The organism is Barnesiella sp. (assembly GCF_022723415.1).
In the GTDB taxonomy this organism is placed as follows: Bacteria; Bacteroidota; Bacteroidia; order Bacteroidales; family Barnesiellaceae; genus Barnesiella; species Barnesiella intestinihominis.
This window is the reverse complement of sequence record NZ_JAIJHU010000019.1, coordinates 21711-47845: the sequence shown is the minus strand read 5'-3', so window position 1 is coordinate 47845 and position 26135 is coordinate 21711. Positions and strand designations below refer to the sequence as shown.

19 protein-coding genes and 2 tRNA genes are annotated in these 26135 nt (G+C 42.8%); 7 read left to right on the top strand and 14 right to left on the bottom strand.

Annotation, left to right across the window (positions count from 1 at the left end; genetic code table 11):
- Window positions 1–44: 44 nt before the first annotated feature.
- Window positions 45–392 (bottom strand): 50S ribosomal protein L19, encoded by a 348-nt coding sequence (gene rplS / locus QVD32_RS05660; RefSeq protein ID WP_008862602.1) that lies wholly within the window; start codon window positions 390–392, stop codon window positions 45–47.
- Between the two features lie 251 nt (window positions 393–643).
- On the opposite strand from rplS, the gene QVD32_RS05655 reads away from it, so the two are divergent.
- The 3 genes from QVD32_RS05655 to QVD32_RS05645 are packed head-to-tail and all read left to right on the top strand — an operon-like array spanning window position 644 to window position 5291.
- Window positions 644–1519 carry a bifunctional metallophosphatase/5'-nucleotidase gene (locus tag QVD32_RS05655; RefSeq protein ID WP_118686926.1) on the top strand — a complete coding sequence of 292 codons (876 nt, stop codon included), beginning with the start codon at window positions 644–646 and terminating at the stop codon, window positions 1517–1519.
- A gap of 13 nt (window positions 1520–1532) precedes the next feature.
- The gene (locus QVD32_RS05650) at window positions 1533–2306 is read left to right on the top strand and encodes a 5'-nucleotidase C-terminal domain-containing protein (RefSeq protein ID WP_021891148.1); all 774 of its coding nucleotides are present in this window, start codon (window positions 1533–1535) and stop codon (window positions 2304–2306) included.
- A gap of 6 nt (window positions 2307–2312) precedes the next feature.
- The gene (locus QVD32_RS05645) at window positions 2313–5291 is read left to right on the top strand and encodes a serine hydrolase domain-containing protein (RefSeq protein ID WP_021891149.1); all 2979 of its coding nucleotides are present in this window, start codon (window positions 2313–2315) and stop codon (window positions 5289–5291) included.
- On the opposite strand, the gene porT is transcribed toward QVD32_RS05645, so the two are convergent.
- Window positions 5279–6046 (bottom strand): type IX secretion/gliding motility protein PorT/SprT, encoded by a 768-nt coding sequence (porT, locus tag QVD32_RS05640; protein WP_229033608.1) that lies wholly within the window; start codon window positions 6044–6046, stop codon window positions 5279–5281. The two genes, QVD32_RS05645 and porT, sit on opposite strands and share 13 nt — an antisense overlap.
- 163 nt (window positions 6047–6209) lie before the next feature.
- Between porT and fdxA the strand changes: the two genes are divergently transcribed.
- Window positions 6210–6377, top strand: a complete 168-nt coding sequence (gene fdxA, locus QVD32_RS05635; protein WP_008862607.1) for a 4Fe-4S ferredoxin — start codon at window positions 6210–6212, stop codon at window positions 6375–6377.
- Window positions 6378–6935: 558 nt separating this feature from the next.
- Here the strand turns inward: fdxA and rpmA are convergent.
- The 4 genes from rpmA to QVD32_RS05615 all read right to left on the bottom strand — a co-directional run bounded on the left by rpmA (window position 6936) and on the right by QVD32_RS05615 (window position 9028).
- Window positions 6936–7199, bottom strand: coding sequence for a 50S ribosomal protein L27 (rpmA, locus tag QVD32_RS05630; RefSeq protein WP_008862608.1), 264 nt, complete (start codon window positions 7197–7199; stop codon window positions 6936–6938).
- Between the two features lie 21 nt (window positions 7200–7220).
- A complete protein-coding gene (gene rplU, locus QVD32_RS05625; RefSeq protein WP_008862609.1) occupies window positions 7221–7556 on the bottom strand; it encodes a 50S ribosomal protein L21 in 336 nt (111 codons plus the stop codon).
- Between the two features lie 165 nt (window positions 7557–7721).
- Window positions 7722–8603: an AraC family transcriptional regulator gene (locus tag QVD32_RS05620; protein WP_021891151.1), complete on the bottom strand. Its 882-nt coding sequence runs from the start codon at window positions 8601–8603 to the stop codon at window positions 7722–7724.
- Window positions 8604–8954: 351 nt separating this feature from the next.
- Window positions 8955–9028, bottom strand: a tRNA-Pro gene (locus tag QVD32_RS05615).
- A gap of 163 nt (window positions 9029–9191) precedes the next feature.
- Here QVD32_RS05615 and QVD32_RS05610 point away from each other — a divergent pair.
- A tRNA-Phe gene (locus tag QVD32_RS05610) sits at window positions 9192–9264 on the top strand.
- 135 nt (window positions 9265–9399) lie between these two features.
- Here the strand turns inward: QVD32_RS05610 and QVD32_RS05605 are convergent.
- From QVD32_RS05605 to QVD32_RS05595, 3 genes are read right to left on the bottom strand one after another with little or no spacing between them, the layout of a single operon-like run.
- Window positions 9400–10929: a DUF6850 family outer membrane beta-barrel protein gene (locus QVD32_RS05605; RefSeq protein ID WP_021891152.1), complete on the bottom strand. Its 1530-nt coding sequence runs from the start codon at window positions 10927–10929 to the stop codon at window positions 9400–9402.
- A 14-nt stretch (window positions 10930–10943) separates the two neighbouring features.
- Window positions 10944–12233: a DUF4876 domain-containing protein gene (locus QVD32_RS05600; protein WP_021891153.1), complete on the bottom strand. Its 1290-nt coding sequence runs from the start codon at window positions 12231–12233 to the stop codon at window positions 10944–10946.
- An 18-nt stretch (window positions 12234–12251) separates the two neighbouring features.
- Window positions 12252–15032, bottom strand: coding sequence for a TonB-dependent receptor (locus tag QVD32_RS05595; protein ID WP_118687105.1), 2781 nt, complete (start codon window positions 15030–15032; stop codon window positions 12252–12254).
- Window positions 15033–15224: 192 nt separating this feature from the next.
- Between QVD32_RS05595 and QVD32_RS05590 the strand changes: the two genes are divergently transcribed.
- The gene (locus QVD32_RS05590) at window positions 15225–17009 is read left to right on the top strand and encodes a T9SS type A sorting domain-containing protein (protein ID WP_021891155.1); all 1785 of its coding nucleotides are present in this window, start codon (window positions 15225–15227) and stop codon (window positions 17007–17009) included.
- Between the two features lie 142 nt (window positions 17010–17151).
- Here the strand turns inward: QVD32_RS05590 and QVD32_RS05585 are convergent, their stop codons facing one another.
- From QVD32_RS05585 to QVD32_RS05565, 5 genes are all read right to left on the bottom strand, one after another.
- Entirely contained in the window at window positions 17152–18354 is a 1203-nt protein-coding gene (locus tag QVD32_RS05585; protein ID WP_021891156.1) for a glycoside hydrolase family 76 protein, read from the bottom strand.
- Between the two features lie 121 nt (window positions 18355–18475).
- A complete protein-coding gene (locus QVD32_RS05580; RefSeq protein ID WP_021891158.1) occupies window positions 18476–19840 on the bottom strand; it encodes a T9SS type A sorting domain-containing protein in 1365 nt (454 codons plus the stop codon).
- Window positions 19841–19876: 36 nt separating this feature from the next.
- Window positions 19877–22375: a glycoside hydrolase family 97 N-terminal domain-containing protein gene (locus QVD32_RS05575; RefSeq protein WP_021891159.1), complete on the bottom strand. Its 2499-nt coding sequence runs from the start codon at window positions 22373–22375 to the stop codon at window positions 19877–19879.
- A gap of 33 nt (window positions 22376–22408) precedes the next feature.
- Window positions 22409–23992, bottom strand: coding sequence for a T9SS type A sorting domain-containing protein (locus QVD32_RS05570; protein WP_118686928.1), 1584 nt, complete (start codon window positions 23990–23992; stop codon window positions 22409–22411).
- A gap of 224 nt (window positions 23993–24216) precedes the next feature.
- Window positions 24217–24768, bottom strand: a complete 552-nt coding sequence (locus QVD32_RS05565) for an RNA polymerase sigma-70 factor (protein ID WP_118686929.1) — start codon at window positions 24766–24768, stop codon at window positions 24217–24219.
- A 235-nt stretch (window positions 24769–25003) separates the two neighbouring features.
- On the opposite strand from QVD32_RS05565, the gene QVD32_RS05560 reads away from it, so the two are divergent.
- Window positions 25004–26029, top strand: a complete 1026-nt coding sequence (locus tag QVD32_RS05560) for a FecR family protein (protein ID WP_021891437.1) — start codon at window positions 25004–25006, stop codon at window positions 26027–26029.
- Window positions 26030–26135 lie beyond the last annotated feature (106 nt).

Here is a 26135-nt window from a genome sequence, read left to right as displayed (position 1 = left end):
GCACCGAATATTCGGTGCGGTTTTTATATGCCTTGTAAGAAAGATTAAACTCTTCTTTCTTTAATACGGGCTTTTTTACCGGTCAACGCACGCAGATAATAAAGTTTAGCGCGACGTACTTTACCGCGACGGTTCACTACAATCTCTTCGATGAAAGGCGACTCGATGGGGAAAATTCTTTCCACACCTACATTACCCGACATTTTACGAACCGTGAAACGCTTTTTGTTACCGTGACCCGAGATACGGATAACATCTCCGCGGAATTGCTGGATACGCTCTTTGTTACCCTCTTTGATACGGTAAGATACGGTAACGGTGTCACCACTACGAAACTCGGGGTGCTCTTTACCGCATGCGAATGCTTCTTCTGCAATCTTTACTAAATCCATTTTTAATAGCTATTTAAAATGTTCATACTGAAACGTAATTTAACAGGCCACTTCTCCTGCCAGAGATTACGAAAAGCGGGGCAAAGTAACGACTTTTTCGCCACATAAACAAATATGCCGTCGATTTTTTCGGACAAACCGCTCTTGCAAGGTTAACAAAATTCAATCTTGGGAGCAATTTTTTGATATATTATCTTCAAATTTGTAATTTCGTCCAAGAGAAAAAACGACATACTAACATTCTTCACATCATGATAAGAAAACTCATAGGAATAACGGCCATATATTTGTCCGTTTCTTTGTGCGGACTGGCACAAACCGAACGCATCGTCATTCTGCACACCAACGACACCCACAGCCAAATGGAACCTTTCGCAGCCACCCACAAAAAATACGGAGGTTTGGGAGGGGCAACGCGACGCATGGCTATCATAGACAGTATCCGCAATGCCGAACCTAACGTATTATTAGTCGATGCCGGCGACGCTATCCAAGGGACACCCTATTTCAACCTTTTCAAAGGCGATGCCGAATTCGAAGCGATGAACGCCATGCGTTACGATATTCGCACTATCGGGAACCATGAATTCGATGCGGGTATGACCAAACTGGCTCAACTGATAAAAAACTCGACAGCCGATTTTATCTCTTCCAACTACGACGTATCCCACACACCTTTGCACGGAACCTTGCAACCGTGGGTCATTAAAAAAGTCGGGAAATATAAAATAGGATTTTTAGCCTTGAACGTCAATCCCGATAATCTCATTCCTTCGGAATCGTGTAAAGGGGTGATATTCCACGATCCTATCCAAGCAGCCAATGAAACCGCTGCTTTGCTTAAACAAAAAGGTGCGGATATCGTCGTGGCCGTATCGCATTTAGGATACACGGCACAAGACAAAAAAGACGTTACCGACCCACAAATAGCAGCAGCAAGCAGCGACATAGACATCATCATCGGGGGACATTCACATACGGTCATCAACCCCGACAGTATAGACAATAATCCTCTCTCTACCCTACAATACCAAGTTAAAAACAAAGATGGGAAAAACGTACTCATCACTCAAACCGGAATGAGCGGAGCTTACTTAGGCTGCATTACCATAGAACCTCGAAACTAACTACTAAACCGTTATGAAGAAATTAAATACATACTGTTCTATCGGCTGTCTTTCGGTCGTTTTGTCAATCCTCTCGTCCTGCTCCACGTCCCGACAGGAATTCGACATTTCTTACAAACTCATTCCCGTCGATGCCCGTTGGGACAAGACTCCCGAACCGCTAATGGAACAAATAGTCGATAAATACAAGACAAGTGTCGACAGCATAATGAGTATCGTCATCGGGAAATCGAGCCAATACATGGCTCCGGGCAGACCTGAAACCTCATTGACCAATCTTTCGGCCGACATCATAAAAACCGAAGTTCAACGAGATTTCGGTCAACCGGTCGATTTTGCGATTATCAATACAGGGGGGATACGCAATCCACTCATGCAGGGAGATATTACATTGGGCGAAATATATTCTATCTTCCCTTTCGATAATACATTATGTCTCATAAAACTAAAAGGTTCCGATGTACGCGAGTTACTCAATATCGTAGCTTCCCGGAACGGAGAGGCCGTGAGCAAAGATGTACACATGACCATTGCCGACGAAAAAGCCATCGAACCGACCGTCAACGGCAGACCTATCGACGACGATCGTATCTATTCCATCGCCACGATAGACTATGTAGCCAATGGCGGAGATCACATGACCCCGTTCCTGAATGCAATAGAACGGAAAAACAGCAACACTTTCATGAGAGATGCCGTTATAAATTTCATCGAGAGAGAAAACCGGGAGGGACACACCATCGCACCTCCCAAAGGGGGACGCATAATCTCATCGAATAACAAGTAACCGGACATGAAAAAGATAATTGCCTGTATCGGGACGTTTTTTGCTTTGGTAGCCCTATCTACGCAAGCTAAAAACCCGTATCTACTTCAAACGGCCGATCAGTCGGCTATGGAACACTGGGTCGACTCGGTGTTCGAATCGCTTTCTCCCAAAGAGCGAATTGCACAACTGTTAGTTATTACAGTGCGCAACAGCGATACCCCGCAAAACCGTAAAACGTTACAAAGACTCATACAAGGACAAAAAATCGGTGGACTGCTTTTCGACTCAGGAACAGCAAAAGACCAAGCCAACTTAACAAACTACTGTCAGTCCTTATCCAAAGTTCCCCTGATGATCACTCTTGACGGAGAATGGGGGCTCGCCATGCGTTTGTCCGATACTCCGCGCTTTCCGGTCAACATGATGTTAGGAGCCGTTCAAAACGATTCTCTCCTCTACGAATACGGCCGTGCCGTAGGGAAGCAATGCAGGCGCATGGGCATACATGTCAATTTCGCTCCGGTTCTCGACATCAACAGCAACCCGCGTAATCCGGTAATCGGCAAACGTTCTTTCGGAGAGTCTTTAAAAAATGTCTCGTCCAAAGCTATTGCATACGCCAAAGGATTAGAATCCGTAGGAGTCATGGCCGTTGCCAAACATTTCCCGGGACACGGAGATACCTCGGAAGACTCGCATAAGACACTCCCCCTTGTTCCTCATAGCAAGGAAAGGCTCATGAGTACCGAAATACCTCCATTCAAAGCATATATCGACAGCGGACTATCGGGCATAATGGTGGGGCATCTGAATATTCCTGCATGGGATGCCACCAATACCCCCTCTTCCTTATCGCCGATTATCACCCGCGAACTTTTATGCGACTCCTTAAATTTCGAGGGGTTAATATTCACCGATGCTTTAAAAATGAAGGGAGCATCGAAATTCGGCAATACGGCACTACAAGCCATACTCGCCGGGAACGACATCGCTCTGAACCCATCGAAACCCGAAGAACAGTTGAACAGCATTTTATCGGCTATCGAGCAAGGAAAGATAACTCAACAGGCCATCGATGAAAAATGTAAAAAAGTGCTACGCTACAAATACGTTTTCGGATTAGCGAACTATACACCCATAAAAACCAAAAACCTTATCGAAGATTTGAACGCTCCCGAATACGATGCCCTTAACCGAAAGCTCAACAGCGAGGCCATGACCTTGCTACGTAACAGTCAAAATCTAATTCCTATCACACATTTGAACAAGGGCAGAATCGCCGTTGTATCCGTGGGGAACGACACGGAATCGGTTTTCCAGAAAACAATAACGCTATACGCCGACAACGTAGGCCGCTTCGACGACAGCAATCCTCTGCCTTCACTGCTGGACACACTGAAACATTATGATAAAATCATACTGGCTGTACATAGCGGCAATGCCGAACATAGGGCCAGAATCGGCCGTATATGCCAAACCGGGAAAGCAATAGTCGCATGCTTTCTCTCCCCTTATCAGATGAATCGATTAAGTCACGAATTGACTCATTGCAAAACGCTTTTATTAGCCTACGAAAATACCTCGTTGGCACAAGAATATGCAGCACAAGCCCTATTCGGAGGATATGCCATAAAGGGAAAATTACCCGTAAGTTTAGAAGGTTCGTTCAAACTGGAAGAAGGCATATATATTCCAAAGTGCCGATTGGGATATGCGATTCCCGAATCGGTCGACATGGACAGCCGGATATTGTCTGCTGTCGATTCCATTATAGCACAAGGGATTAAAGAAGAAGCATTCCCGGGCTGTCAATTATTGGTTGCCCGACAAGGAACAGTAGTCTGGAACAAGGCTTACGGATACTTCGACTACGAAACTCACCGCCATGCAGTCGCCACAAACGACCTCTATGACTTGGCATCCGTCTCGAAAGCGACTGGGACTTTACCGGCTATCATGAAGGCTTATGACAACGGACGTATAGATTTGAACAAACCGATGAGCAAATACTTTGCTCCACTGCGAAATACCGATAAAAAAAGTCTGACGATCAAGGAAGCTCTTTTACATGAAACCGGTATGCCTGCCTCATTGCAAATGACTTCGGTCATTATCGACCCCAACAGCTTCACGAAACCATTAATCAAGCGTAGGAAAAGTAGCATCTACTCCATACAAATAGGGAATAACACTTTTGCTAACCGCAATGCCCAACTACGCAAAGACCTATTATCCTCTCGGAAATCGGATCGATTTCCCATGAGAATCGCCCAGAATTTATATGGTTCGAAATCTTTGCCCGACACCCTTATCAACCGTATCATCGAGTGCAAATTACGCCCCTCCAAACGATACTTATATAGCTGCCTGAATTTCGTCTTATTGAAAGAGACTGTCGAAAGCGCCACCGGCATTGCGATGGACAAATATTTGCAGCAAAACATCTACGGACCCTTAGGCATGCAAACGACCGGATATCGCCCTCTCGACCGATTTCCAACCGAAAGAATCGCACCGACAGAATGCGACAACTTTTACCGGAAGCAACAACTGATAGGGTATGTCCATGACGAAACAGCATGTTTTTTCGGAGGCGTACAAGGCAATGCCGGACTCTTTTCCAACGCCAACGATTTGGCTAAACTATGCCAAATGTGGCTAAACAAAGGGACATATGGAAACGAAAGAATTTTATCCCCGAAAACCGTAGAACTGTTTCTGACAGAAAAAAGCTCGACCAGCCGCAGGGGGCTAGGATTCGACAAGCCCGATATGGACAACCCGGAAAAGAGCCCTACGGCCATCGAAGCATCGGCCTCGACCATCGGTCATTTAGGCTTCACCGGCACTTGCTTTTGGATAGATCCCGGACAAGAACTCATCTATATATTTTTATGCAACCGGGTATATCCCTCCCGCACGCATGGCGCGTTATCTCAATTGAATATACGTCCCGAATTATTCTCGACCATTTACAGGTCCATAAAAAATCATTCGAAATAGAATGACAATATCACCATATTCGATGTCGCTTTCTTCAAGGACTGAGTAAATTTAATATCGGCCGGATCCCTCAAATCATTTCGTTTCCGGTTAATGACGTCTGTAAGTCCGAAACAGAATTTCAATTCGGGAATCAATTTAAAATATGGTAAATAAAAGTCACAACCGAGGCCGATAGTCAAATAACCGTCGAATGTATTCAGTTTAAGCAAATCGTTTCTCTTTTTCGATACGTCGGCCGTTCCCATGACTCCCCCGATCAGGTATGGACGAAAATTATTACAACGCAAAGCACTGAATTTCAATTCGAGAGGAACGACGATATAATTCGATTTAATGTCTTGTGTCCGATATTCCTGCGTCGCCGTCTCTCTAAACTTCACCACTTTATTCCCGAAAAATATACCCGGCGAAAATCTCAAATTCAAATGGGGGCACAAATAAAGGTCGGCCATCAAATTCACATTGAACCCGGGTGAAAAATCGGGAATATCCATGTACCAACTTTCTCCACCATCGGTAACGAAACCCGAATGTACAAACTTCATATCTTGCACATGCGTACCAATAGAAAATCCCAAATGCAAGAGTTTATGATCTACATACGGTAAATTCTGTACTTTACGAGGTTGAGCACATACACATACCGGCCACAACAACGCTATGCACGCCACGAAAACGTACAATCGCCCCACGTATCTACGGACCGTAAATCCATGTAATACTTTCCCTTGTATATCACTACCTCTATTCATAGTACGATAACTATTTATCAAACGGAAAAACAAGCGGTATATTGTTCCACAGGAATTGTATTTGACACACAAATTCCTACTCCTTTTCTTTTGCAATAGAGAGAAAAATGCTACTTTTGTGTCGCAATTAGATCTAATTATTTCAAACTAAAAACTAAAAACAATGGCTTACGTAATTAATGACAACTGTGTAGCTTGCGGTTCTTGCATTAGCGAGTGTCCGGTAGAAGCGATTTCGGAAGGTGATATCTACAAAATCGATGCAGACAAATGTTTGAGCTGCGGTACTTGCGCTGAGGTTTGTCCTAACGACGCTATCCACGAAGCATAAGCACACCGGTAAAAAAATTAAAGAAAAGGCTACTTGGTTTTATCCCAAGTAGCTTTTTTGATTCAGTATAAAATTCGTAGGGGTAGACTTGAATTTTAGAGATGAATCTCTTGCCGACAGCCTCATTCCGAATCTTCTTCGGAGAGGGGTTGGGAAAGACAACATAGGAGTTTTCGATTGTAGGACTTAACCCCTCCGTCACTTCGTGACACCTCCCCTATATTTTGCGTCGCAAAACACAGGGGAGGAGTTTTAAACACACCGTAAGGACACGAGAGATGACAAGGGAGGAGGTTTAATATCCTTCTAACGCATTTTTTAGCGAATAAGTGGATTGTGTTTGTCCTCCTCCTTGCATTGCAGTGCAATAAAGGGAAGATACCGAGAAACATCAGTTTCTGAGGAGAGGGGCTGGAATATACAAGGACGCTCTCCACTGATTACCTATTGAGCTTATTTTTTTATTATCACGAAACTCCAATTCACAAAACAGAAAATAAAAAACGTGACAACTCATATCCGAGAAGTCACGCTTTCTATAAATAGTTATAACTCTTATCAGTTATTATCCGCCGGTTTCACCGATACATACGAACGGTTTTCTTTACATTTACGGAACACTACCGTACCGTTTACCAATGCGAACAACGTATGGTCTTTTCCAATACCCACGTTTTCTCCGGGATGATGAACAGTACCTCTCTGACGAACCAAAATATTACCGGCCTTAGCATATTGTCCACCGAATATTTTGATACCCAATCGTTTGCTTTCCGATTCACGACCGTTCTTCGAACTACCAACACCTTTCTTATGTGCCATTTTCTTAGAAGTTTAATAGGGTTAAGCAACAATTTCTTTAACTAACACTTCGGTGAAATATTGACGGTGACCGTTCAATCTACGGTAACCTTTTCTTCTTTTCTTCTTGAAAACAAGAATTCTTTCACCTTTCACGAGGCCTTTTTTACCGAAACCGTCGTTCGAAACAACCTCACACACGACTTTCGCACCTTCCACGGTGGGAGTGCCCACGGTTACAGCTCCGTCTTTATCGACGAGCAATACTTTGTCAAATTCGAGAACAGCTCCATGCTCTGCTCCCAGATAGTGGACAAACAATTTCTTTCCATTTTCTACCTTGAATTGTTGTCCTTGAATCTCAACAATAACGTACATTGTATTTTTATTTTTACGTTCTCTCTGCCGGGCGGGGTCAACCGAGACACCTCTTTTTGAGCCCATATCAGAATCAGCCCACAAAAGTACTATAAAAAATCATTCCGCACAAACATTCCGCCGATTTTCTCTGAAAAAGAAAATCAATACCTCCACAATCAATTCCTAAACAAAAATCTTTTTCTTGTAATATATTTCTCGGAACTCTTTGGGCGAGCACCCTTTTTTCTTCTTAAATATGCGATTGAAATTCGACAGGTTATTAAATCCGCATTCATAGCATATTTCGGCAACCGTTTTCGTCGAATCGACCAACTGTCTTGTCGCATGTCCCAAACGTATATCGATAATATAATCCGACAGACTTTTTCCTGTTCTTAATTTGAAAAATCGGCTGAAAGAGACCGGCGTCATATCGGTAAGCTCCGCTAATTGCGACAATCTGATTTCTTCCGTATAATGTAAATTGATATACTCCTCCACTTTTTGTACCCGACGACTATCCGACGCAGTCTTGGATCTCGCGAAAGAACTGCTCGACAACGTGCGGGCATCATCACAAATCGACAATTCATACAGGATTGTCAAAAATTTTACGAACTGATAAAATCCCGGTTCTCCTTTTAACAAAGAATCTATTGTCGAATAGACTTTCATCACCGCATGCAGAGGGAACGACAATCCCTTTTGCGCCCTATCGAGCATTTTACGGATAGACGTGAATTGCTTCTTGTCAATAAAATTATTGGAAAATAAATCCGGAGAAAACTGTATAGTAATTTCCCGAATCTGCTTGGATTGACAGTTTCCTTGTTCCCATACATGCTCCAAATTATCCCCGCAAAGCAAGACCAAATCATAATCGCCGATCTCTTCTACCGAATCTCCGACAATCCGCCTTACTCCTGCTCCATTCTCGACGAAATTCAGCTCGTATTCCTTATGATTGTGCAAAGGATACGTAAACTCCGTTTTGTATCGTTCCACAATAAACAAGCAATCTTTTTCCGACAATGGAGATATTTCTGTAATGATATGCTTATTCATGCTATAACCATATAAATGAGGGTATAAAGATACATATTCCGTTCAGCATTCAAAATTATAAGTACAATTTTTATACCTCATCTCCAAAGAATTAACACCCATTCGGAATTGATTAAAAACCCAAATGCAAAAAAAACTCTCTTGACCCAATAAGCTGATTCAGTAGAAAATTAGTGGGGATAGACTTGAATTTTAGAGATGAGTCTCTTGTCTATAATCCACTCTGAGTACCTATTGAATCGATATACCCTTTAATTATCGACTAAGTCAATAATCTCCCGTATTTCTCCCGGTCGCATTTAAACGAACAAGCCCAACTTATTGAACTACAATAAATTGGGCTAAAATCAGTCGGGGTGAGACGACTCGAACGTCCGACCTCCACGTCCCGAACGTGGCGCACTAACCAACTGTGCTACACCCCGCACTTAGCTTTGCGGGGACAAAGATACACAAAGTTTGGGAAAAGTAAAACGAATCTTTCAAAAATCTATATTTAAAATAGAAATATCTTCTTTTTTCATTTTTACGGTAAAAAATTAGGAAGATAATCAAAAATAATTCTATCTTTGCACACGCAAAAACGATGGTGCCATAGCTCAGTTGGTAGAGCAAAGGACTGAAAATCCTTGTGTCACTGGTTCGATTCCCGTTGGCACCACAAAAAAGGACTCGTAAAGACGAGTCTTTTTTTGTATTCGAACATTACTCACGACCAAGACACTCGGCGACATACAAAATATAGAGGAGCAAGCGAAGACATTTCGACGAGAGTGAATATAATGCTTCCCTCTTCTCAAAATAAAAACGATAATCCGGCACAAACATCAGTCGCTACGATATCCGTGTTATAACGGTATTGTCCCCCTTTCAAATCAAGTTGCAACAGGTACTTCTTTCCTACTTGTCGAGAGCAGGTAAAAACGGCATAATAACCGACGTAATCGGAAGAAAGATTCTTGTAATTATAACACCATGCGGATAGAAGGGCGGCATCGTCAATCGAGGAAGGAGTATGAAATAACCGACTATCAAAAATCATAGCATAATTTCCACCTATTTCCAGTCGTAAAAACCAATCTTTCGACATGCGGGAAACAGACAGCGCTACCTCTGGCGTAACTTCTCTCACACTCATTTTCCGCAACGGATAGACGTACTCAGCTTTTACTCGCCCATAATTTACTCGTGGCTGTACAGAATAATTCCACCCTTTTCTACGAACCGCTTCATAAAATCCCGAAAGGGTGAGTCTGTATGCATGACTACTATACTGTTCGGCTTCTCCAATTTTCGGATAAATCTGGTTCGCCGCATCACCGAAAATATTTTCGGTCCCCAATTTCAATTCATAATTCCCAGTCAATTTTATACCCCAGCTCTCAATACCCGACAAACTTTTCCGATACAACCACTCTCCGGCGAAAGTATGCCGCCCAATCCGAGCCATTGGCAATTCGTTCAAGGAAGATATAATCTTTTCACACGAGAAATAACGATACGCCACATTCCCCACGAAACCGATCGAACGCGAAGTGTGCACACCCAAACTTCCTCCCCATTCGTATCCGTTATAATACGTGGAATAATTATTTCCGGCAAATCGGTTATAATGCATTCCCAACCCGGTGAGATGATAGACTTTCGAAACACCCAGCTCACTATAAAATTTAATTCCGTTGGTTTGCTTGTACTTTCGTCCTGAGACCGAAATATCGAACAAATAGGAAGGAGATACCGGTATCGACAAACCTAAGGAAAGCGACAAATCCGACGTGGTGTTTTTAGGTCTCGGATCTATTCCTCGATAAGCGACGGAGGCCTCGTACGAAAAATTACCGCCCCATGTTATCGATTCATAACGAGCGGCATACCCCCCGGTAAAGCTATAAATCTCTTTCGACAAGTCTCCGCCCACCGAATCGGCCAACAAATAGGGATACAACAGCTCCCAATCGGAGGTCTCGTTCCACTTCAAATTTTTCACACGTCCATTTCTATACAACGCATTTCCCCACAAACAATAATTCTTTTTTCGTATGTACGAATCGGCTTGAAAACCTATCGATTTTTCACCGTTTCCCGATTGTAACAACACAGGCTCGCTCTCCGAAGTATATTGTCCGCCGACGGTTGCCCGCGTAAGAGACGAAGAATACCGGTCATAGCGTACCGCAGGATTACGATACGACAATTCGACAAAAGATGCAACTACCGATCGATGTTCCCACAGACGATCCCATATAGAAACCCGAACCGTATCTCCGGCTCGTAACTCACAGAGACACACCAAGCATAATACGCAAAAGACACACAACTTTTTCATATCCCTCTAATCTATCAACTCTTGACCTCTACTCCGTCATAGGTTTCCGTTTCGGCCTTCGTACCATTTGCATCTATCGCAGTATGCTGTTGCTCTATCAAAGAGGGCACACACTCGGTATTGAAATCGGCAGACGAATCGTTGGTATCCTTCAATACCCGACGACCGTCACGGGTGAGATAAAGCATTTTTCGACGCACACTTTTGAAATAGCGAGTCTTATCGTGGTCTATCGTACCACAGTGTGTCCACCCCCGGTCCAACGAAGGGGCCGTGACATTCCACACATACTCCGATTGTACACTGGTATTCACTGCATCGATAATCCATTCGTTCGGTACTTTATAGGCGGTTTGCTCCATCGGGAAAGTCCCGGCCGGTAAAACCATAACATAGGAATAGGTATATAAATTTTCGGTCAAGAATTTTTCTTTCTCAATGGGAATTCTCGCTATGGCAAATCCCCTGAATCCCCGATTGTGGAGAACCCAAAAACTTTTCGTGTAACAATACCACTTATCGAGATTAGGAACGGTCGGACTGTCTATATCCAAATGAGCGGGAACCGAGGATTCGTCATACCACTCATAATCCGCCCGACTCAAATCAAATGAATTGGGATTCGCGATACGATGGTCTATACCCGTATCACAAAGAATAAACGACTCTCCGGGAGCGACCGGATGGTCTGTCCCGCTACCGGGGATTACATACACAGCCTGTACAGTCATGTGAGTGCTCATAATATCGGGTGTATAATCGAATTTTTGAGTCGTAACAAATTTCGACTCCATCAAAGCGACCCCATCGGCATATAGCATGTGATCGGTATTGTTATAGATTTTCACATAACCATCTCCATAGTATTGTTTTCCAGAAGACTGCAATGTCCCGGTAAAAAATATTTCCTCTATAATGAAGTCGTCTTTATTCTCTACCTGATAACTACCGATAGAAACACTTCCTTGTGCTCCCATAAGCTCCAATGACCTAGCATACCCGGATAACGAAGTATGAATTGTGCTATCGGCAGTCTGATAAGTTATCGCAGCTTCATAAGAACAATCGTATAATCCCTCGGGCAATGTAATTCCTTTACGGGTCGTAAAACTGGTAACCATACCCGACGTAATATTTCGAAATTCAAAGGTTTCACTTTCCACAGAAATCCCCGACAAATCCGACGGATACCGGACAACGATTTCGACAGTCGTCCAACGTATATCCCGTTCCTCGTCACAACTACAAAACAAAGCCAGCATGCATAAGGAAACACAAAGTGTAATTCTATTCATATATTTCATAATCAAAAATTTAATCTATCATAACGTAAAATTAAGTTCCATACCGAAATAAGGATCCACATTGCGCCGTATGAGCAGACCATTCATCTTATATGAAGGAAGATAATCTAGAATACGATTAGCGAACAATGACAATCTCAACCATTTGCCTATCGTTTTGGTCGCTTTCAGGTTTACATAAACAGCCGTGGGTATTGTCTGTTTTTTATACAAATCGTCGTTATATGTCTTTATAAGAAACTGCAATTTAGGATCGGCAGCCGACACCTCGGTATAGGGATATAACTTTCCGTCGCTTGCTGCCATATAACTCACCGGGACTCCATTTTTCCACATTACCCGAGTCGAAACAAACCACATGCACTGTACCGATGTGGAAAAAATCAACCCCCATTCGGGTATTTGAGTGTCTAACTGAAAATTAGTATTAAACTGTTCGTTTACTCGACCGTCGTTCCAATCGTACAAACCCACGTATTCTTCCGAAACCGGACGATTGTCCACTACATCGGCCACAGTCTCGAACATAGGACGACTATTCGTATATACCGAACGGAACCAAGCTCCGTTTATAACGACGGCAGTCCTCAGTGCCGATATACGTTGTGAAGTAAATTGAAACTCGATACCCTGTTTATCGATGCGGCTCCCATTGGCCGACTGTCTATAACCGTTCAACGCCTTCATATCGGTATAAGGAATGTCTTCCAAAGCAGGAGGCCCTTGTAACCCAGAGGCATCGACTGCCGAATGGTCATACTTCCGATAACTGAACGGAGCATAAAAAGAGGAAGTCCGAAATCCCGATGTAAGATTTTCATGAAAATAAGTTACCGACAACCGGTTTCCCTCAAATGAAATATCGCCTCGTACTTCCCACTTATGATTACGAGCCGGTTTCAAATCATAATTGGTTATATCTTCGATATAAGTAATTATATTTACCCGACTATATTCGAGCGGTTTATTCACATCGTAATAATTGAGTTGCACTATGTCGTTATACCACAAATCGGGATAAAGATAGTCGAGCGTAGGCATCTTGGTCGTCACACCATAACCTCCCGAAATCGAAATGTGCAAGTCTTTCCCAGCGACAGGAATCGCAGGGAAGCTCCATTGTGCATTCGCACGAGGATCTATATAAGGCTTTCCTTGTAACAAATATCGCTCGCTCATTCCTATCTGTGTCACAGAACGAGCTCCTACTTGCAGTTCCAATTTATTCTTCCCCAGCAAGAACAATGTATTTCCTTCCAAGAAGAACGACAGATTCTGCAAGGCCGGAATATCGCTATAAGCCCGAGGGCGAGCCCCCCAGCTCGTCGAAATAGGGTGGGATAAATCATAAACTTGCCCCTTCCCGAAATTTTTGGAATAATTCCATTCGCCACCGGCTTTGGCGTTCAACCGATATTTTGCGCCTTCCCAGCCGAACTCCCCTTTGGCTTTCAGAAAAGCATTCACCGGTTTCCCATCGCATAAATAATCAGCCACATACTCCGAAAAAAGATAAGTACCGTCATGAACCCCGGGCTCTTTACCGGTAGGTGCAACCGTCGCTCGCTGAGGACTAATAAGCTTCGTCCTTTTCAACTGATCGGACTGAGCGCTCACCGACGCATCGAGATTTACCGTTTTTATCCATTTTAACCGAGGAAACGTCCATTTGAAATTGTTTGTCAAAGAAGCTCTGTTATACGACGATTTATATTTGTCTATTTTTTGATAGCTCAAATCGGGATCTGTCTTCACGTTATCAAAAGATCCCGTATAATCCGCACTCGGTGTCCATGTCATCTCCCACTTATCCCGCCTCCATAATTTCGAAATGCGAACAGAAAAATTCACTCGCTTATAATTTTCAAGATTATTCCGGGGATCTACTTTCGAGTCCAAAAAACCGCCGTCGACATTCAATGTGAAATCATGGTTGGGAACTGTAAAACCTTTCCCCACCGAAAACAATTTGCTATATTCATCGGCTTTAAAACGAGCTGTAAGGGGTGTCGCCTTTCTCACTCTCTTTATATTTACCATACCACTGGTAAGATTTCCGTATTCGGCCGAAGGTATGCCCCGCACAATCTCGACACTTTCTATATCGTCTGTTGTCAGCGTGCGCATATCTACCCCTTTGTTCGTCATATTTCTGAGCGATTCCGGCGAGGTCCCGTCCGAAGAAGTTCCCCCGGGAATATATTGCAGATTCGCATCGCCGTTAAGAGGAGCCCCATCTACTAAAAAAAGAGTACCCAACGATGTAATGGCATAATCGGGATTGGAATATTGTTCTCCCGATGAATTCAGCGTTCCCGTTTCTCTCAACTGTATGGAATTGACCTGTCCCATCGAAGGGGTCTTGGATATATTCCCCGGAAGTAGCTCCAATAAATCGCTAAAACTGGTAGGCTGCAAATGGGTCATCATTTCGCGATTTATTTTCGACGAGCTCACCAGCCCCTGCGACTCCCGCGCCGTCACGACAATTTCGTTCAACGAATTTCCCGAAGGGACCATTTTTACGGTCAGCTTCGTATCCCGTTTCAGTGTAACCCGTTTTTCATAACGATCGTATCCCACATAAGTAATACGCAGTATATAGTCGCCCGGATGCACAGAGGGAAAAGAAAATACTCCGTTATCTTTGGACAATACCGAATGAACCTCATCTCCATGCAGTAATTGTACCGTTGCAAACGATAACGGGTCTTTCGAACCTATATCCGAAATTACCCCCTCGAAAGAAACCGTAGCTACTTGCGATACATTCACAGAGTACATAGTCTCTATTCCCACATAACTTATTAATATAATGAAAAATAATCGAAGTCGCATGTCTTAATTTTTGTGGACAAAAATACAAAATGCATAAATCTCGCACCCTCACCAAAAATGGCTATTCTATGTCTAAAAAATACCTATATATCATTATTGTAGCCCAATTATGCAGAAAATAACTTTGCGGTGTCGAATTAAAAAAAATTTGTTATGAAAAAATTCTTACTTTCTACACTCCTCTTTATCGGAGGAATTTTAGGATCGATACAGGCAGAGGGTCCTGTATTTCAATGGGCGAAATCCTTAGATGGAAATCCCGGGAACGGAGGTGACAATGCTCACAGTTTGATAAAGAGCAGCGACGGAAAAATTCTGGCGCTCGCACAATTCGGGTCGATGAAAGACAACGATCCTGTTTACTATGGAGATGACATTGTCGGCTACGGTTGTGCTACTCAGGCAAACTCCGACAATTGTAATATCGTTCTTCTCAAATTAGATTCGGACGGGTCTAAAATATGGAGCCTATATAGCTTCTCCGGCGATGTAAGCATCTCTTCGAGTTCCATTGCCGCCACTTCTGACGGAGGTGCTGTCTTAGCATTAAAAATGAGATATGCATCCGGTATGACCGATAAAACCCCAGCATTCAAAGATGCCAAAAACAACACTGTGACCATACAAAACTGGAATACCGGTTACCGTACATACTATGCGGTTCTACTAAAAGTCAGCTCGGAAGGAGTTATCGAATGGAACAAATACATCGAAATAGACAACAGCCCCGAAGCCTCCGCTACTCATTACACAGAAGGTACACCAGACGGCATTTACCCTTATGCTACCGCCACCGACGAGAACGGGAACATCTATTTAGCCGGGAATTATCGTAAAACCATGACTTTTTACACGGCAGAAAATTCGCCTGTACAACTAATCCCTCACAACACCGTAAACTGGAACGGTGACTCTCAAAAGACAGTAGGAGACTTGTTTATCGTAAAACTCGACGACAAAGGGAATTATTTGGGCCACTTTACAACCACAGTCTCCGGCACAATCGAAAGAGAACAAATAACCCATCTCATCTACGACAACGGTAAACTCTATTTCTACGGAACTGTAAAAAACAGTAACGAAGGCTCGATCAATTTAGGCTCGATCAACCTCGTGCCTTCGTCGTTCGACGACATTCTCATCGGGGAAATCGATACCAACTTAGACGTGAAATGGGCAAAATTAATAACAGCATTCGGAGCCAGCGACAGCAAGCACACTACCCAAACCAAGAACATGGACTATATAAACGGAAGTCTTTACCTTTCGGGAATGATGAAAGGAGGGTTCGCCCCTTATGGAGAAGAGGAAGCCCGAATAGCCTCTAAATCTACTCCGCTCAATGGGTTTGTAATCAAATGCGATGCTTCAAACGGAGAATGGTTAGGAGGTGTCTCTGCCGACGAACAAGGTATCGGTGGTTATTTCGGAGTAGCCAAAGGGAAAGAAAACAATCTCTATGCCTACGGGTATAGCTGGGCAACCCCTAATAAAGGTATTTGCCTAACCACGATAGATGAATCCAGTTGGAAAAAAACAGAAAAGATAGCCCTCATAACCGAAACCGGTATGGGTACAGCTTGGAGCTGTTTGGCAGACGGTACAAATTTCTACTCCTTTTCAAGAGGTAATAAAGCCGTCAATTTCTATAATTCCGAATTTACCTTACCTGCACCCACAGGTTGGGGAATGTTCATATCGAGCTGGAAACTCGACGATATAGCCACAGGGATAGAAACTCCAAATTTAGCCGGAAACGATACACGAATATACGGAGTGCAAGGAGGAGTAGTCGTCAATACCGAAGAACCTATCGATGTGTATATCTACAACATCACCGGCGCACTGGTTAAACAAATAAAAGTAACCGGCAACGAAACAATAGAACTTCCCAAAGGTATATATATCGCCAATAAGCAAAAAGTCATGGTTTACTAAATCATGGTTTATGAAATGTTTATATTTATAGAACGGTGGCGCATGCCACCGTTCTTTTTGCATCAATCGAACAAACCAAAAATCCCGAACAGAGGAAACCTCTGCCCGGGATTGGGATCGCATATCCTACCTATCTAATAACTTATCGATTATTCTCTTTATCGATTGCGGCTAACCGTGCATACATTTCTACCATAGCGAACTGTGTCAACAGCCACTTCGAATCGTTTTTCGTTTTTCCGCTCCAATCATCGTTAAACAATCCGTTTTTCTCACGCATTTCCGTCCAAGCGAAATCCAGATTTTCCCTAAAAGCATCGATATACAAACTATTATGATCTATACCATACAGCTCAACGAATCCCCTAAACATAATAGCGGTAAACCAAACATCACCCCGATTCAGTACTTTATATTTACGACCCGACTGCAAATCGTGGCTAAAAAACCGATTGTAACAAGCGGCAGCCAGCCGTTGGGCATCCTGCAAATATTTTTTTTCACCTGTAATTCGATACAAAAGCGCTGCCGATTGCATCATTTGTCCACTGTTATAAGCAAACTTCGCCCTACCGATTTCTCCGTTCAAACTCTTATTATCGAAATATAAACCGTCTGCGGGATCTTGCAGATTTTCTTTCGTCCACTCATACAATCGAATTCCTGCTTGCAAATAAGAACTATCGCCAGTCGCTAAAAAGAGTTTCGAAGCATACACCGAACCCGGAGCATTGGAACAGGTATTTTTCCCGTTCTTTTTCTGCTCGCACCAATATATGCCATATCCCAATTTATCATCGGTTCCACTTTCTATAAACCGCCAAACCATCTTGGCTTGTGAGAGATATTCTTTTTTCCCGGTCAACAAATACAAGTCGGTGAAATCGAGCCCTATCCAAATATTATCGTCATAGAATCTATCGGAAACCGGAGCCGTGTTTATATACGAAGCATACGCTGTCGGAGTCCTCCGCGTGTCGAGATACATTTCCAGTCCGGGACGAACCGTTTTAGTCAACACCTTTCGGAAATCGGACTTCGGTTTTACTTCTAGAAGAGCCGTAACGGCCGACAGGCTCCCCGAAAAAGGCCACAGATAGGAATAAAGTTTCTGTTGCTCGGCCTGTTCTTGATTAGAAAGATAGGAGACTTTCAAATGGTTGTCAAAGGGATAAGTCTCCCTGAATAAAGGAACATCTTCAACTCCATAAAGTTTTTCAATGGCCTTGAACGTATCGGCCGCACGAGTATAGTTATCGTTCTCTGCAAAGCTTTTTCCTGAAAAGAACAAAAGAAAAGCGAGCGCAAAGCAACGACCAAGCATAATTGAGAATAATTTCTTCATACGATTTTACAATTTTTTTCGGGAAATTTCCGTTTCCCGGCTTTTTCCATCGATATAAAAACGAACAAAAAAAATCACCGAGCAGAGGAGAATCCCCAGCCCGGTGAAAAACATAAAGATATTATTTAACTATTACTTTATTGGAATATACAGCGTTACCACAATTTATCCGAACAACATAAACACCGCCATGAGCCATATCGAAAGAACAATCGGAATCCGCTGCTGTCGAGGCAACACAATTGCCCAACAAATCGAACACCATAACGTCATCGACAACAGCGCCATTGGTCAGAACCTGAATAGTCGACCCACTGACTGTCACAACCGGCTTGACAGCTGCCGAAACTTCCTCAATAGCAGTGGGATCGCCTTGTTCTACCAACAGAGTCAATGCATTGAGATCGACCGTCAACTTGTAATAGCCATCAGACGGAACGGTAAACTTATTGTCATGGTTACCGGCAGTAAAATAGGAAATGGTATACGTTTCACCTAACGTAATGAGCTGATTTCCCTCTTGTGTTTGATCGAATACAAAACAGTTTTCCCAATTTCCGGCAATAAGTTGATTGATAAATTTGAATTCCGTATCACCCCCTTCGGTGTTCTTGGCATACAAAAATCCATTCCATGTAAACACACCTTCGCTTACTCTTGTCATTTCAACTCCGTCCTCGGTTTTCCAAGCTCCCGGTTCTCCTTTCATGGCACTACCGATCAGATATAAATGATCATAGTCGATTTTTGTAACCTCCATTTTCACGGTATTCAAATCGATCGTAATCGTATAAGTAGCCGTAGAAGCAATTTGGTACTCCGCAGTGGCGACTTCATCGGCACTGAAAACCGGTGCATAAGAACCAGATTTGACTTCAGATGCATTCGCCGGATTCAAGGATTGGCTATTGTCGTTGCTTACGATATAGAAACCGGTCACGGGATCTTCGACTTCAAGTTTTCCTTTCCATTTATAGACACCGTCCGATTCTTTCGTCATAGCAACTCTTTCGGGGAATGCGCTACCGGCTAAATAGGCCTGTCCGAATTTCTCGACATCAAGAACGTCCAAAGAGCCTTCTGTCAAAGTCATCGTTTCTGCATCCAAATCGATCGTAATCGTGTACACCCCGGTTTTTTCTACTTGGAAAGAGGTGTCATAGCCACCGTGTTCGCCTTTGTCATACAACTTTGCAGGAACACCCGGAGTAACAACTTCGTGATCGGGCACATCGGGATTAGGTGCAAGACAAGGATCCCAGCCTCTTCCTACCAAGAATTTGAATCGACGGTCTCCCGTTTTATCCAACAACTCTCCCGTCCACGTAAATTGACCGTCTCCGACCTTCGTCATTTCAAGAGCATCGTCAGGACTCCAACCTGCTGCACAAGCATCTCCGACAACATACAAATTGTCATAATGATTGATAGCCGACATACCGAATACGGCCAACAAACACGCGATTAAAAATGTAATCTTTTTCATAAGTTTTTATTATTAAGTTTAACAAAAGAATCTACTTTACTGACCTATCAATACCTTTTTGGTAAATACCTTATCCTCTGTATGAACCTTTACGAGATAAACACCTTTCTCATCTACCGACAAAGAAGCCCGACCGCCGTCGAAACTGCCTTCTTTAAGAATTTGTCCAAGTGAATTATAGACCCAATAATCGGTAGAAGAAGACTGCTCGATAACGATGTGTTTGTCAAGAGCATAAACCTTTCCCACAGGCTCGGTACTTTCAGGGGTCTCGATATCGGTAGTACCATCGGCATATTTCGACAAAGTAATGCGGTCTATATTAGGACCATACTCCGAATTATTCCCGATTTCTACCGTATTGCTTATCGTATGATCGAGGTCTACCCATATAGTTTTATGAGCCAAATTACCGCCGCTCGTTCCTCCTGTGCCGACAAATGAGACCTCTTGCCAAGAATCCATATTACCGTTCATCTTTACATAGGCCGTACAGGGAGAATCGGACATATAGTAAACAGTCATCGCATAAGTGCCCGATTCAGGGACTTTTACATCGTTAAACGTAATGGAGCGTCCATTACCTATCGAAGCCACATATTTCCCACCCGAACATAAACTATCTGTATCGGTCTTAACCGGTACACCGAACGGAATCGTATTGCCATCGGCCTCAGCCTCATATTTCATCAAAATAGGTTTAGGAAGTTGCGAAGACGTAGAGAACAAAACAGCCGTTCCCCCATGTTTTAACAAATCGATCGAGACCGTATCTTTCGATGTCAAATTTTCCTTCCATTCGAATTGAATTTCCGACGGACATTCCCCATCTTTATAAATGTACGCATTGTATCGTTCACCGGAGGATAAAAACGAAAGAGGCACGGACACGGTACGAGCATCGTGTGTCAGCGAAGCGAAATACCACTCATTGCCTTTGCAGCGTACCATACTTACATATTCGTCGGGAACAGCTTCAAGGCAGCGGGTGTCGTCCCATGCAGCCGGCACAGTCTTTAAAAAATCCCGAGCAATGTTATATTCGATATTTTCGGGAGCATCGCCGATATGTTGTACTCCCGATTCAAAAACTACCGATAAAGCCAACTGGTGCGCTGCTGTCGTCTTTTGATGGATACACCCGTTTTTATCGGCAAAATCTACCGGGACATAATCGGTCGACCCGATAGCCCCTCGGATAATCGCCGAGTTTATATTATGGATATCGGGAAAAGTCGTAAAAACCGTATTCTCCAACACGGCCTCAGATGTCAGCAAATGCGGCCATGTTCTCCTCAAACCGGTCGGTTTAGTACAGGCATGTAAATTAAGCAACAACTGCTTTTCGGCCGTTACCTTCAAAAGCAAATCGTATTTCTTCATCATAGCCTGATCGTCACTTTCCCAAAAATCGACTTTCAACCCTTTAACTCCTTGCGCCTTCCAATTCTGTACCATAGAAGCCATCGCCGACTCATCGGAAGGAAGCGAGTTTTGATTCACCCATACGAACACTCCCACCGATTTAGAGGATGCATAATCCACTACCTCTTTCAACGAAACACCGTTCTGCTCCCAGCATTTGTCCAATGTGAAATATTCCCAACCTTGCTGTTTAGCCCAATCTATATATTTCTTAATGTTACTCATGCTAAGATAATCGGAGTGGAAGTCTTCTCCGCCGAAATTCCATACAGCACGTCCGGGTTTTACCCACGACAGATTAGTCAAGGCCGTTTTATCGTTCAAATTTTCCAATATAACCGACTCTGCTATCGATTCTAAGGAACCCACCATGAGAACTCTCCACGGCGTATACAAGGGAAGAGTAGCAGCGACATTCCCAACCAGCCGGTAACCGTAGGCTTTCGTCTCTTCATTCACAAACAACGAGCTTCCACAATAATTCCCATTGACCATCGCTTCGGTCAGCAACAGATAATCGCTTCCCGTATGAACCAGCAATGGCAACGGGGTATATAGTTCACATGCCATAAATTCTGTATCGTTCTCTTCATAAAGAGCCTGATTATTTTTGGTATATTGCTGTGAATAAACTTTTTCCTGTCTTACCGGCAAACATTCGCTATTTTCGGCATAAACCGAAATGTCTCCGCTACCGAGAATCGCATAGCGGTAAGCCACGCCATCGTCATACACCCGAAAAATAAATTGTACGGTATGTCCGTCTTTATTACATGAAACTGTCGCCTCTTTATATGTATTATCATATCGACTGCGCTTTCCCGACGGTAAGCTATACGAATCGTCCACCAAACGTTCGGTAAAAGAGGGTTCGCTCAATCCCGTTGAAAAATCGCCTACCGAAGTGGTAATTCCCAAAGCCGATTTTTCCACAATAGAGGTAACCCCTTTCACAACCTTATAATACAAAGCATCGTTATCGCTCACGACAACAAGTTTTATAGAATCGGAGGGAGAGACGGTTTCTCCGACGACAGTCTCTCCCCATACCGGGCAGGCTCCTGCCATCATCGCGCCGACCAAAAGACCATATATACATTTATTTTTCATTGTCAATATTTACTTCCTGTTTCTACAATAAAGCTACTTCACGATTACTTTTTGCACGACTCGTTCTTGCTGTACAATTACCCCCACCAGATAAGCACCGGGCGGAACAGGTATTCTATTCACACGACCTGCTATTTCACTCTCGTACACAATTTGGCCGGACAAGTTCACTACTTTACAAAATCCATCGGAATCCATAGTAATTACAATTTCGCGATTCTGCGTAGCGACATCGATTCCTTCGGCTACCGGTTTTGTAACAGAAGACGGTTTGTCACTGCCGAACAGTTGCCATTTCAAAAGCTGAAAAGAATCGGCTCCGTTATTTTCGATCGTCCTCAAACGATAGCCTTTATATAATTTAGTACCATTTACTGCAAATTTCATAGTTGCATACCGGCAAGGGAATACAAATCCATTGACTTCGCTTACGGCTTCCCAGTCTTTGTCAAAGCCTTCGACAACCCAACTCTTAGGGTCTCTCTCGGGATAATCCTGACACGAAGTCAACGTATAATAGTCCAATCGATACGGTTTATCTAGTTCTACCTCGACATTGAATACCGGGCTTTCGTCACTATAATACTTCCGTTCCATATCCCGGTCGAAAAGATTAAAATATCTTTCATCGGCAATCGTAAAGGCTCCGAGCGGAGAACCTATCACATTGGAAAAGACATCGACATTTTCGGTAATATCTGCCGGAAAATTTTTATGATCGGCCGATTCATAATAAGGTATCCCGAACAATTGTATTTCCCCGACATTCCGCCCTTTCGTATCGATACGATAATATCGGGCTGCCTTGCCTGCATCTGCATGAGGTTGACGGTTTATCGTAAACAAGGTAGCCGCACTATAACGGGTAGAGGCCCCGGAAGTCAATTGCGAGTAATTTCTCCCGTCAACCGAATATTCAAGGCTCCATGAATCGACATTTTGAGATGTAACTTCTCCCTCGGAAAATAGATAACCCGTAACCAGACAAGGGTCTGTACAGGTAACATATATGTAATCCGAAGCAGCCTGTAAATCATAAACCGTGTATTCATCGTTATCATTCAGGGCAGACCCGGAAATATCTTTTCCACCAATCGTGATTGCAGCATTGTCGGTAAGGTCGTAAGCGTAAGCTGCTTTCATCTTTTCGGGCTTCGGCATTTTAACCTCGGTCTCCCAGATTTCAAATTTATCTATATTAGGGCCACCGCCATTGTAAGGAGTGATTTTTATCGTATTATCGCCCTTATCGAGATAAATATACGAAAGCATCATACCGACCGGAGGGCGGTTCCAATCTTCTGTCGTCTCCGTCATACCTATCACCACCGGTGCATAAAATCCCGTTTGGACGGCTATGGAACGTATGAACATGCTCGTGTAATAGGTACGGAACTCATAAGTGCCCTCCTTATCGACATAGACATTCCTAAACAAAATCTCGGATCCATTGTCGTTGTCCCCCACATAGGCATCTCCCGAATATCCATTCACATATTTGACCTTTACCGGAGGTGTGAGAACCGCATCCTCTGCTTCCAAGACTAAAAGCGGATTTTGAGCGCACAAGCCGGCAGCAGGCAACAAAGAGAGTAATAAAATCTTAAATTTTTTCATTCCTTCGCAAACTACAATTAAGCATAAGAACCACTTAGAATCTTTCCTAAGCCAAAGATTCCAACAGGGATATTTCACAGTCGAAAAGGATAGAGAAACAACCGTTGTCCGAACGATATTTGTACTTACAAAAGTTTTTCATGTTGGTAACATTCTAAGGGTTTCACATATCTATGACACAAAAAACATCATACACCCTTATACCAAATGAAAAAAATTTTTTACTACCACAAATAGCTGTACTGATCTCCTAAAAATTTCTTGATTTTTTTCAAGGCCTTGGTTATCTGGCCTTCAACGGTTTTTACCGAGATATTCAACTTCCGGGCTATTTCCTGATTCGTAAGGTTCTCCCTTCGGCTAAGCAAAAAAATGTTCCGGCATTTGTCCGGCAAAGAAAAAACAGCCTCCTGAATCAAACGGTATAACTCCTCGGTTTCGAGCGCAGACACGCTGGTATTGATCGTAGAAACTTCCACTCCGTCGAGACCTACCGTCTCTTTCTTTTTTCTCAATTCATTCAAGCACTTATTTTTCGCCGCTTGGAACAAATAGGCTTTGAGCGAAAGCTGGATCTGAAATGTCTCTCTGTTTTCCCATAAATAAATAAAAATATCCATCGCCAACTCTTCTGCCACATTCTTATCGTCCAAGTGGAGATATATGAAACGGCACAAAGGAGTAAAATATGTTTCAAATAAAGATTTGAACGCATCCTCATTTCCTTCACGAATCTGCCTAAGCAATGATATGTCATTAGTGATATTCGCTACCATTATTACAAGAAAACTATGCAAAGAAAATAATATTATTCAAGATAAAAAAATAATGTTCGCGGCAAAAATAAAAAAATATAAAAGCCTCGAAAGATTCCTACTTATTGATTACAAAGTAATTATAAAATGGATACCTATACCAATCAGACATTTTTTCTTTTTTATTATCTACACATATAAGGGTCAAGCCCGATTTTTGTGTCTAAGTAATTGAAATCTTAAAATTCCATCAAACATGAATAATAATCTTCCGTGGGATATAATCATTGCTAAATTCGAAGGAATCTCCCTATCAGAAGAAGAGCAATCGCAGCTACAAAACTGGTTAGCGGCCGATGACAAAAACAAACTTCTTTTCGATGAACTGAAAACCCTTTGGGATAGCATCCAAGCAAAATCTGCCAACTACAATCCCGATGTAGATTATTATTGGAAAAAATTCCAAGCCTATATTCACAAAGATACTATACAGAAAGAACCTATAAAGGTAAAAAAGATTGTTCCCCGGTTACATTTCGGCAAGAAACTAAACCGCATTGCCGCAGCTATCAGTTTATTATTAATCGTTTCGGGGATAGGGTATTATTTCTTTTCCAGCAACAAATCTTTGAACAGAGAGACAATTGTCCAAACTTATTCGACAATTACAGGAAAATCGAAATTCATACTTCCCGATGGCAGTGAAGTATGGTTAAATTCACATTCGAAGCTGGAATACAAAAATCTTCATGCCGACATGCGAGAAGTCGAATTGAAAGGCGAGGCTTTTTTTAAAGTTCAGCACGATGAAAGGCCGTTCATTGTCAAGACCAGCGACATAGCGGTAAAAGTGCATGGTACGCAATTCAACGTAAGCGCCTACCATGCTGACGAAAAATCGGTAGTGAGCCTATACGAAGGTTCGGTATCGATGCATGTATTGGGCGACGATAGCTCGAATTGTTACCTGAAACCGGGGGAAGAAGGCTCTCTCGACAAGAAAGACAAAACGATTCGGGTTGAAAAAGGAGACGTAGAATTTGCAAAAATGTGGACTAACGAAAAAGTCAAACTGGAAAACAAAAACCTTCATGAAGTTTGCAAATATCTTTCCAAATGGTATAACGTGAAAATCATCATCGACCCGGCTTTGTCCGACGATCAATCTTACACGTTTACCCTCCATGACCAAAGTCTCGAAGATATTATTCGTATCATGTCGAACATATCTTCGATAAACTACCACTTTACAGAAGACAACACATTAATGATAACCCTTTAAACACATGATTGCCTATGACGATACATTAAAGACAAAGCACCTATGTAGAATGAATGATTAAAAATTTTTATTCTTAAACTCAAAAATTAAAAAAAAGAAAGAGAAC

Coding starts and splice junctions, on each gene's coding strand:
- QVD32_RS05575 (WP_021891159.1), bottom strand. CDS start 22,375: ATGAAAAATAAATGTATATATGGTCTTTTGGTCGGCGCGATGATGGCA.
- QVD32_RS05655 (WP_118686926.1), top strand. CDS start 644: ATGATAAGAAAACTCATAGGAATAACGGCCATATATTTGTCCGTTTCT.
- rplS (WP_008862602.1), bottom strand. CDS start 392: ATGGATTTAGTAAAGATTGCAGAAGAAGCATTCGCATGCGGTAAAGAG.
- QVD32_RS05585 (WP_021891156.1), bottom strand. CDS start 18,354: ATGAAGAAATTATTCTCAATTATGCTTGGTCGTTGCTTTGCGCTCGCT.
- QVD32_RS05570 (WP_118686928.1), bottom strand. CDS start 23,992: ATGAAAAAATTTAAGATTTTATTACTCTCTTTGTTGCCTGCTGCCGGC.
- QVD32_RS05590 (WP_021891155.1), top strand. CDS start 15,225: ATGAAAAAATTCTTACTTTCTACACTCCTCTTTATCGGAGGAATTTTA.
- QVD32_RS05565 (WP_118686929.1), bottom strand. CDS start 24,768: ATGGTAGCGAATATCACTAATGACATATCATTGCTTAGGCAGATTCGT.
- QVD32_RS05605 (WP_021891152.1), bottom strand. CDS start 10,929: ATGAAAAAGTTGTGTGTCTTTTGCGTATTATGCTTGGTGTGTCTCTGT.
- rplU (WP_008862609.1), bottom strand. CDS start 7,556: ATGTACGTTATTGTTGAGATTCAAGGACAACAATTCAAGGTAGAAAAT.
- porT (WP_229033608.1), bottom strand. CDS start 6,046: ATGAATAGAGGTAGTGATATACAAGGGAAAGTATTACATGGATTTACG.
- QVD32_RS05620 (WP_021891151.1), bottom strand. CDS start 8,603: ATGAATAAGCATATCATTACAGAAATATCTCCATTGTCGGAAAAAGAT.
- QVD32_RS05650 (WP_021891148.1), top strand. CDS start 1,533: ATGAAGAAATTAAATACATACTGTTCTATCGGCTGTCTTTCGGTCGTT.
- QVD32_RS05600 (WP_021891153.1), bottom strand. CDS start 12,233: ATGAAATATATGAATAGAATTACACTTTGTGTTTCCTTATGCATGCTG.
- rpmA (WP_008862608.1), bottom strand. CDS start 7,199: ATGGCACATAAGAAAGGTGTTGGTAGTTCGAAGAACGGTCGTGAATCG.
- fdxA (WP_008862607.1), top strand. CDS start 6,210: ATGGCTTACGTAATTAATGACAACTGTGTAGCTTGCGGTTCTTGCATT.
- QVD32_RS05560 (WP_021891437.1), top strand. CDS start 25,004: ATGAATAATAATCTTCCGTGGGATATAATCATTGCTAAATTCGAAGGA.
- QVD32_RS05645 (WP_021891149.1), top strand. CDS start 2,313: ATGAAAAAGATAATTGCCTGTATCGGGACGTTTTTTGCTTTGGTAGCC.
- QVD32_RS05580 (WP_021891158.1), bottom strand. CDS start 19,840: ATGAAAAAGATTACATTTTTAATCGCGTGTTTGTTGGCCGTATTCGGT.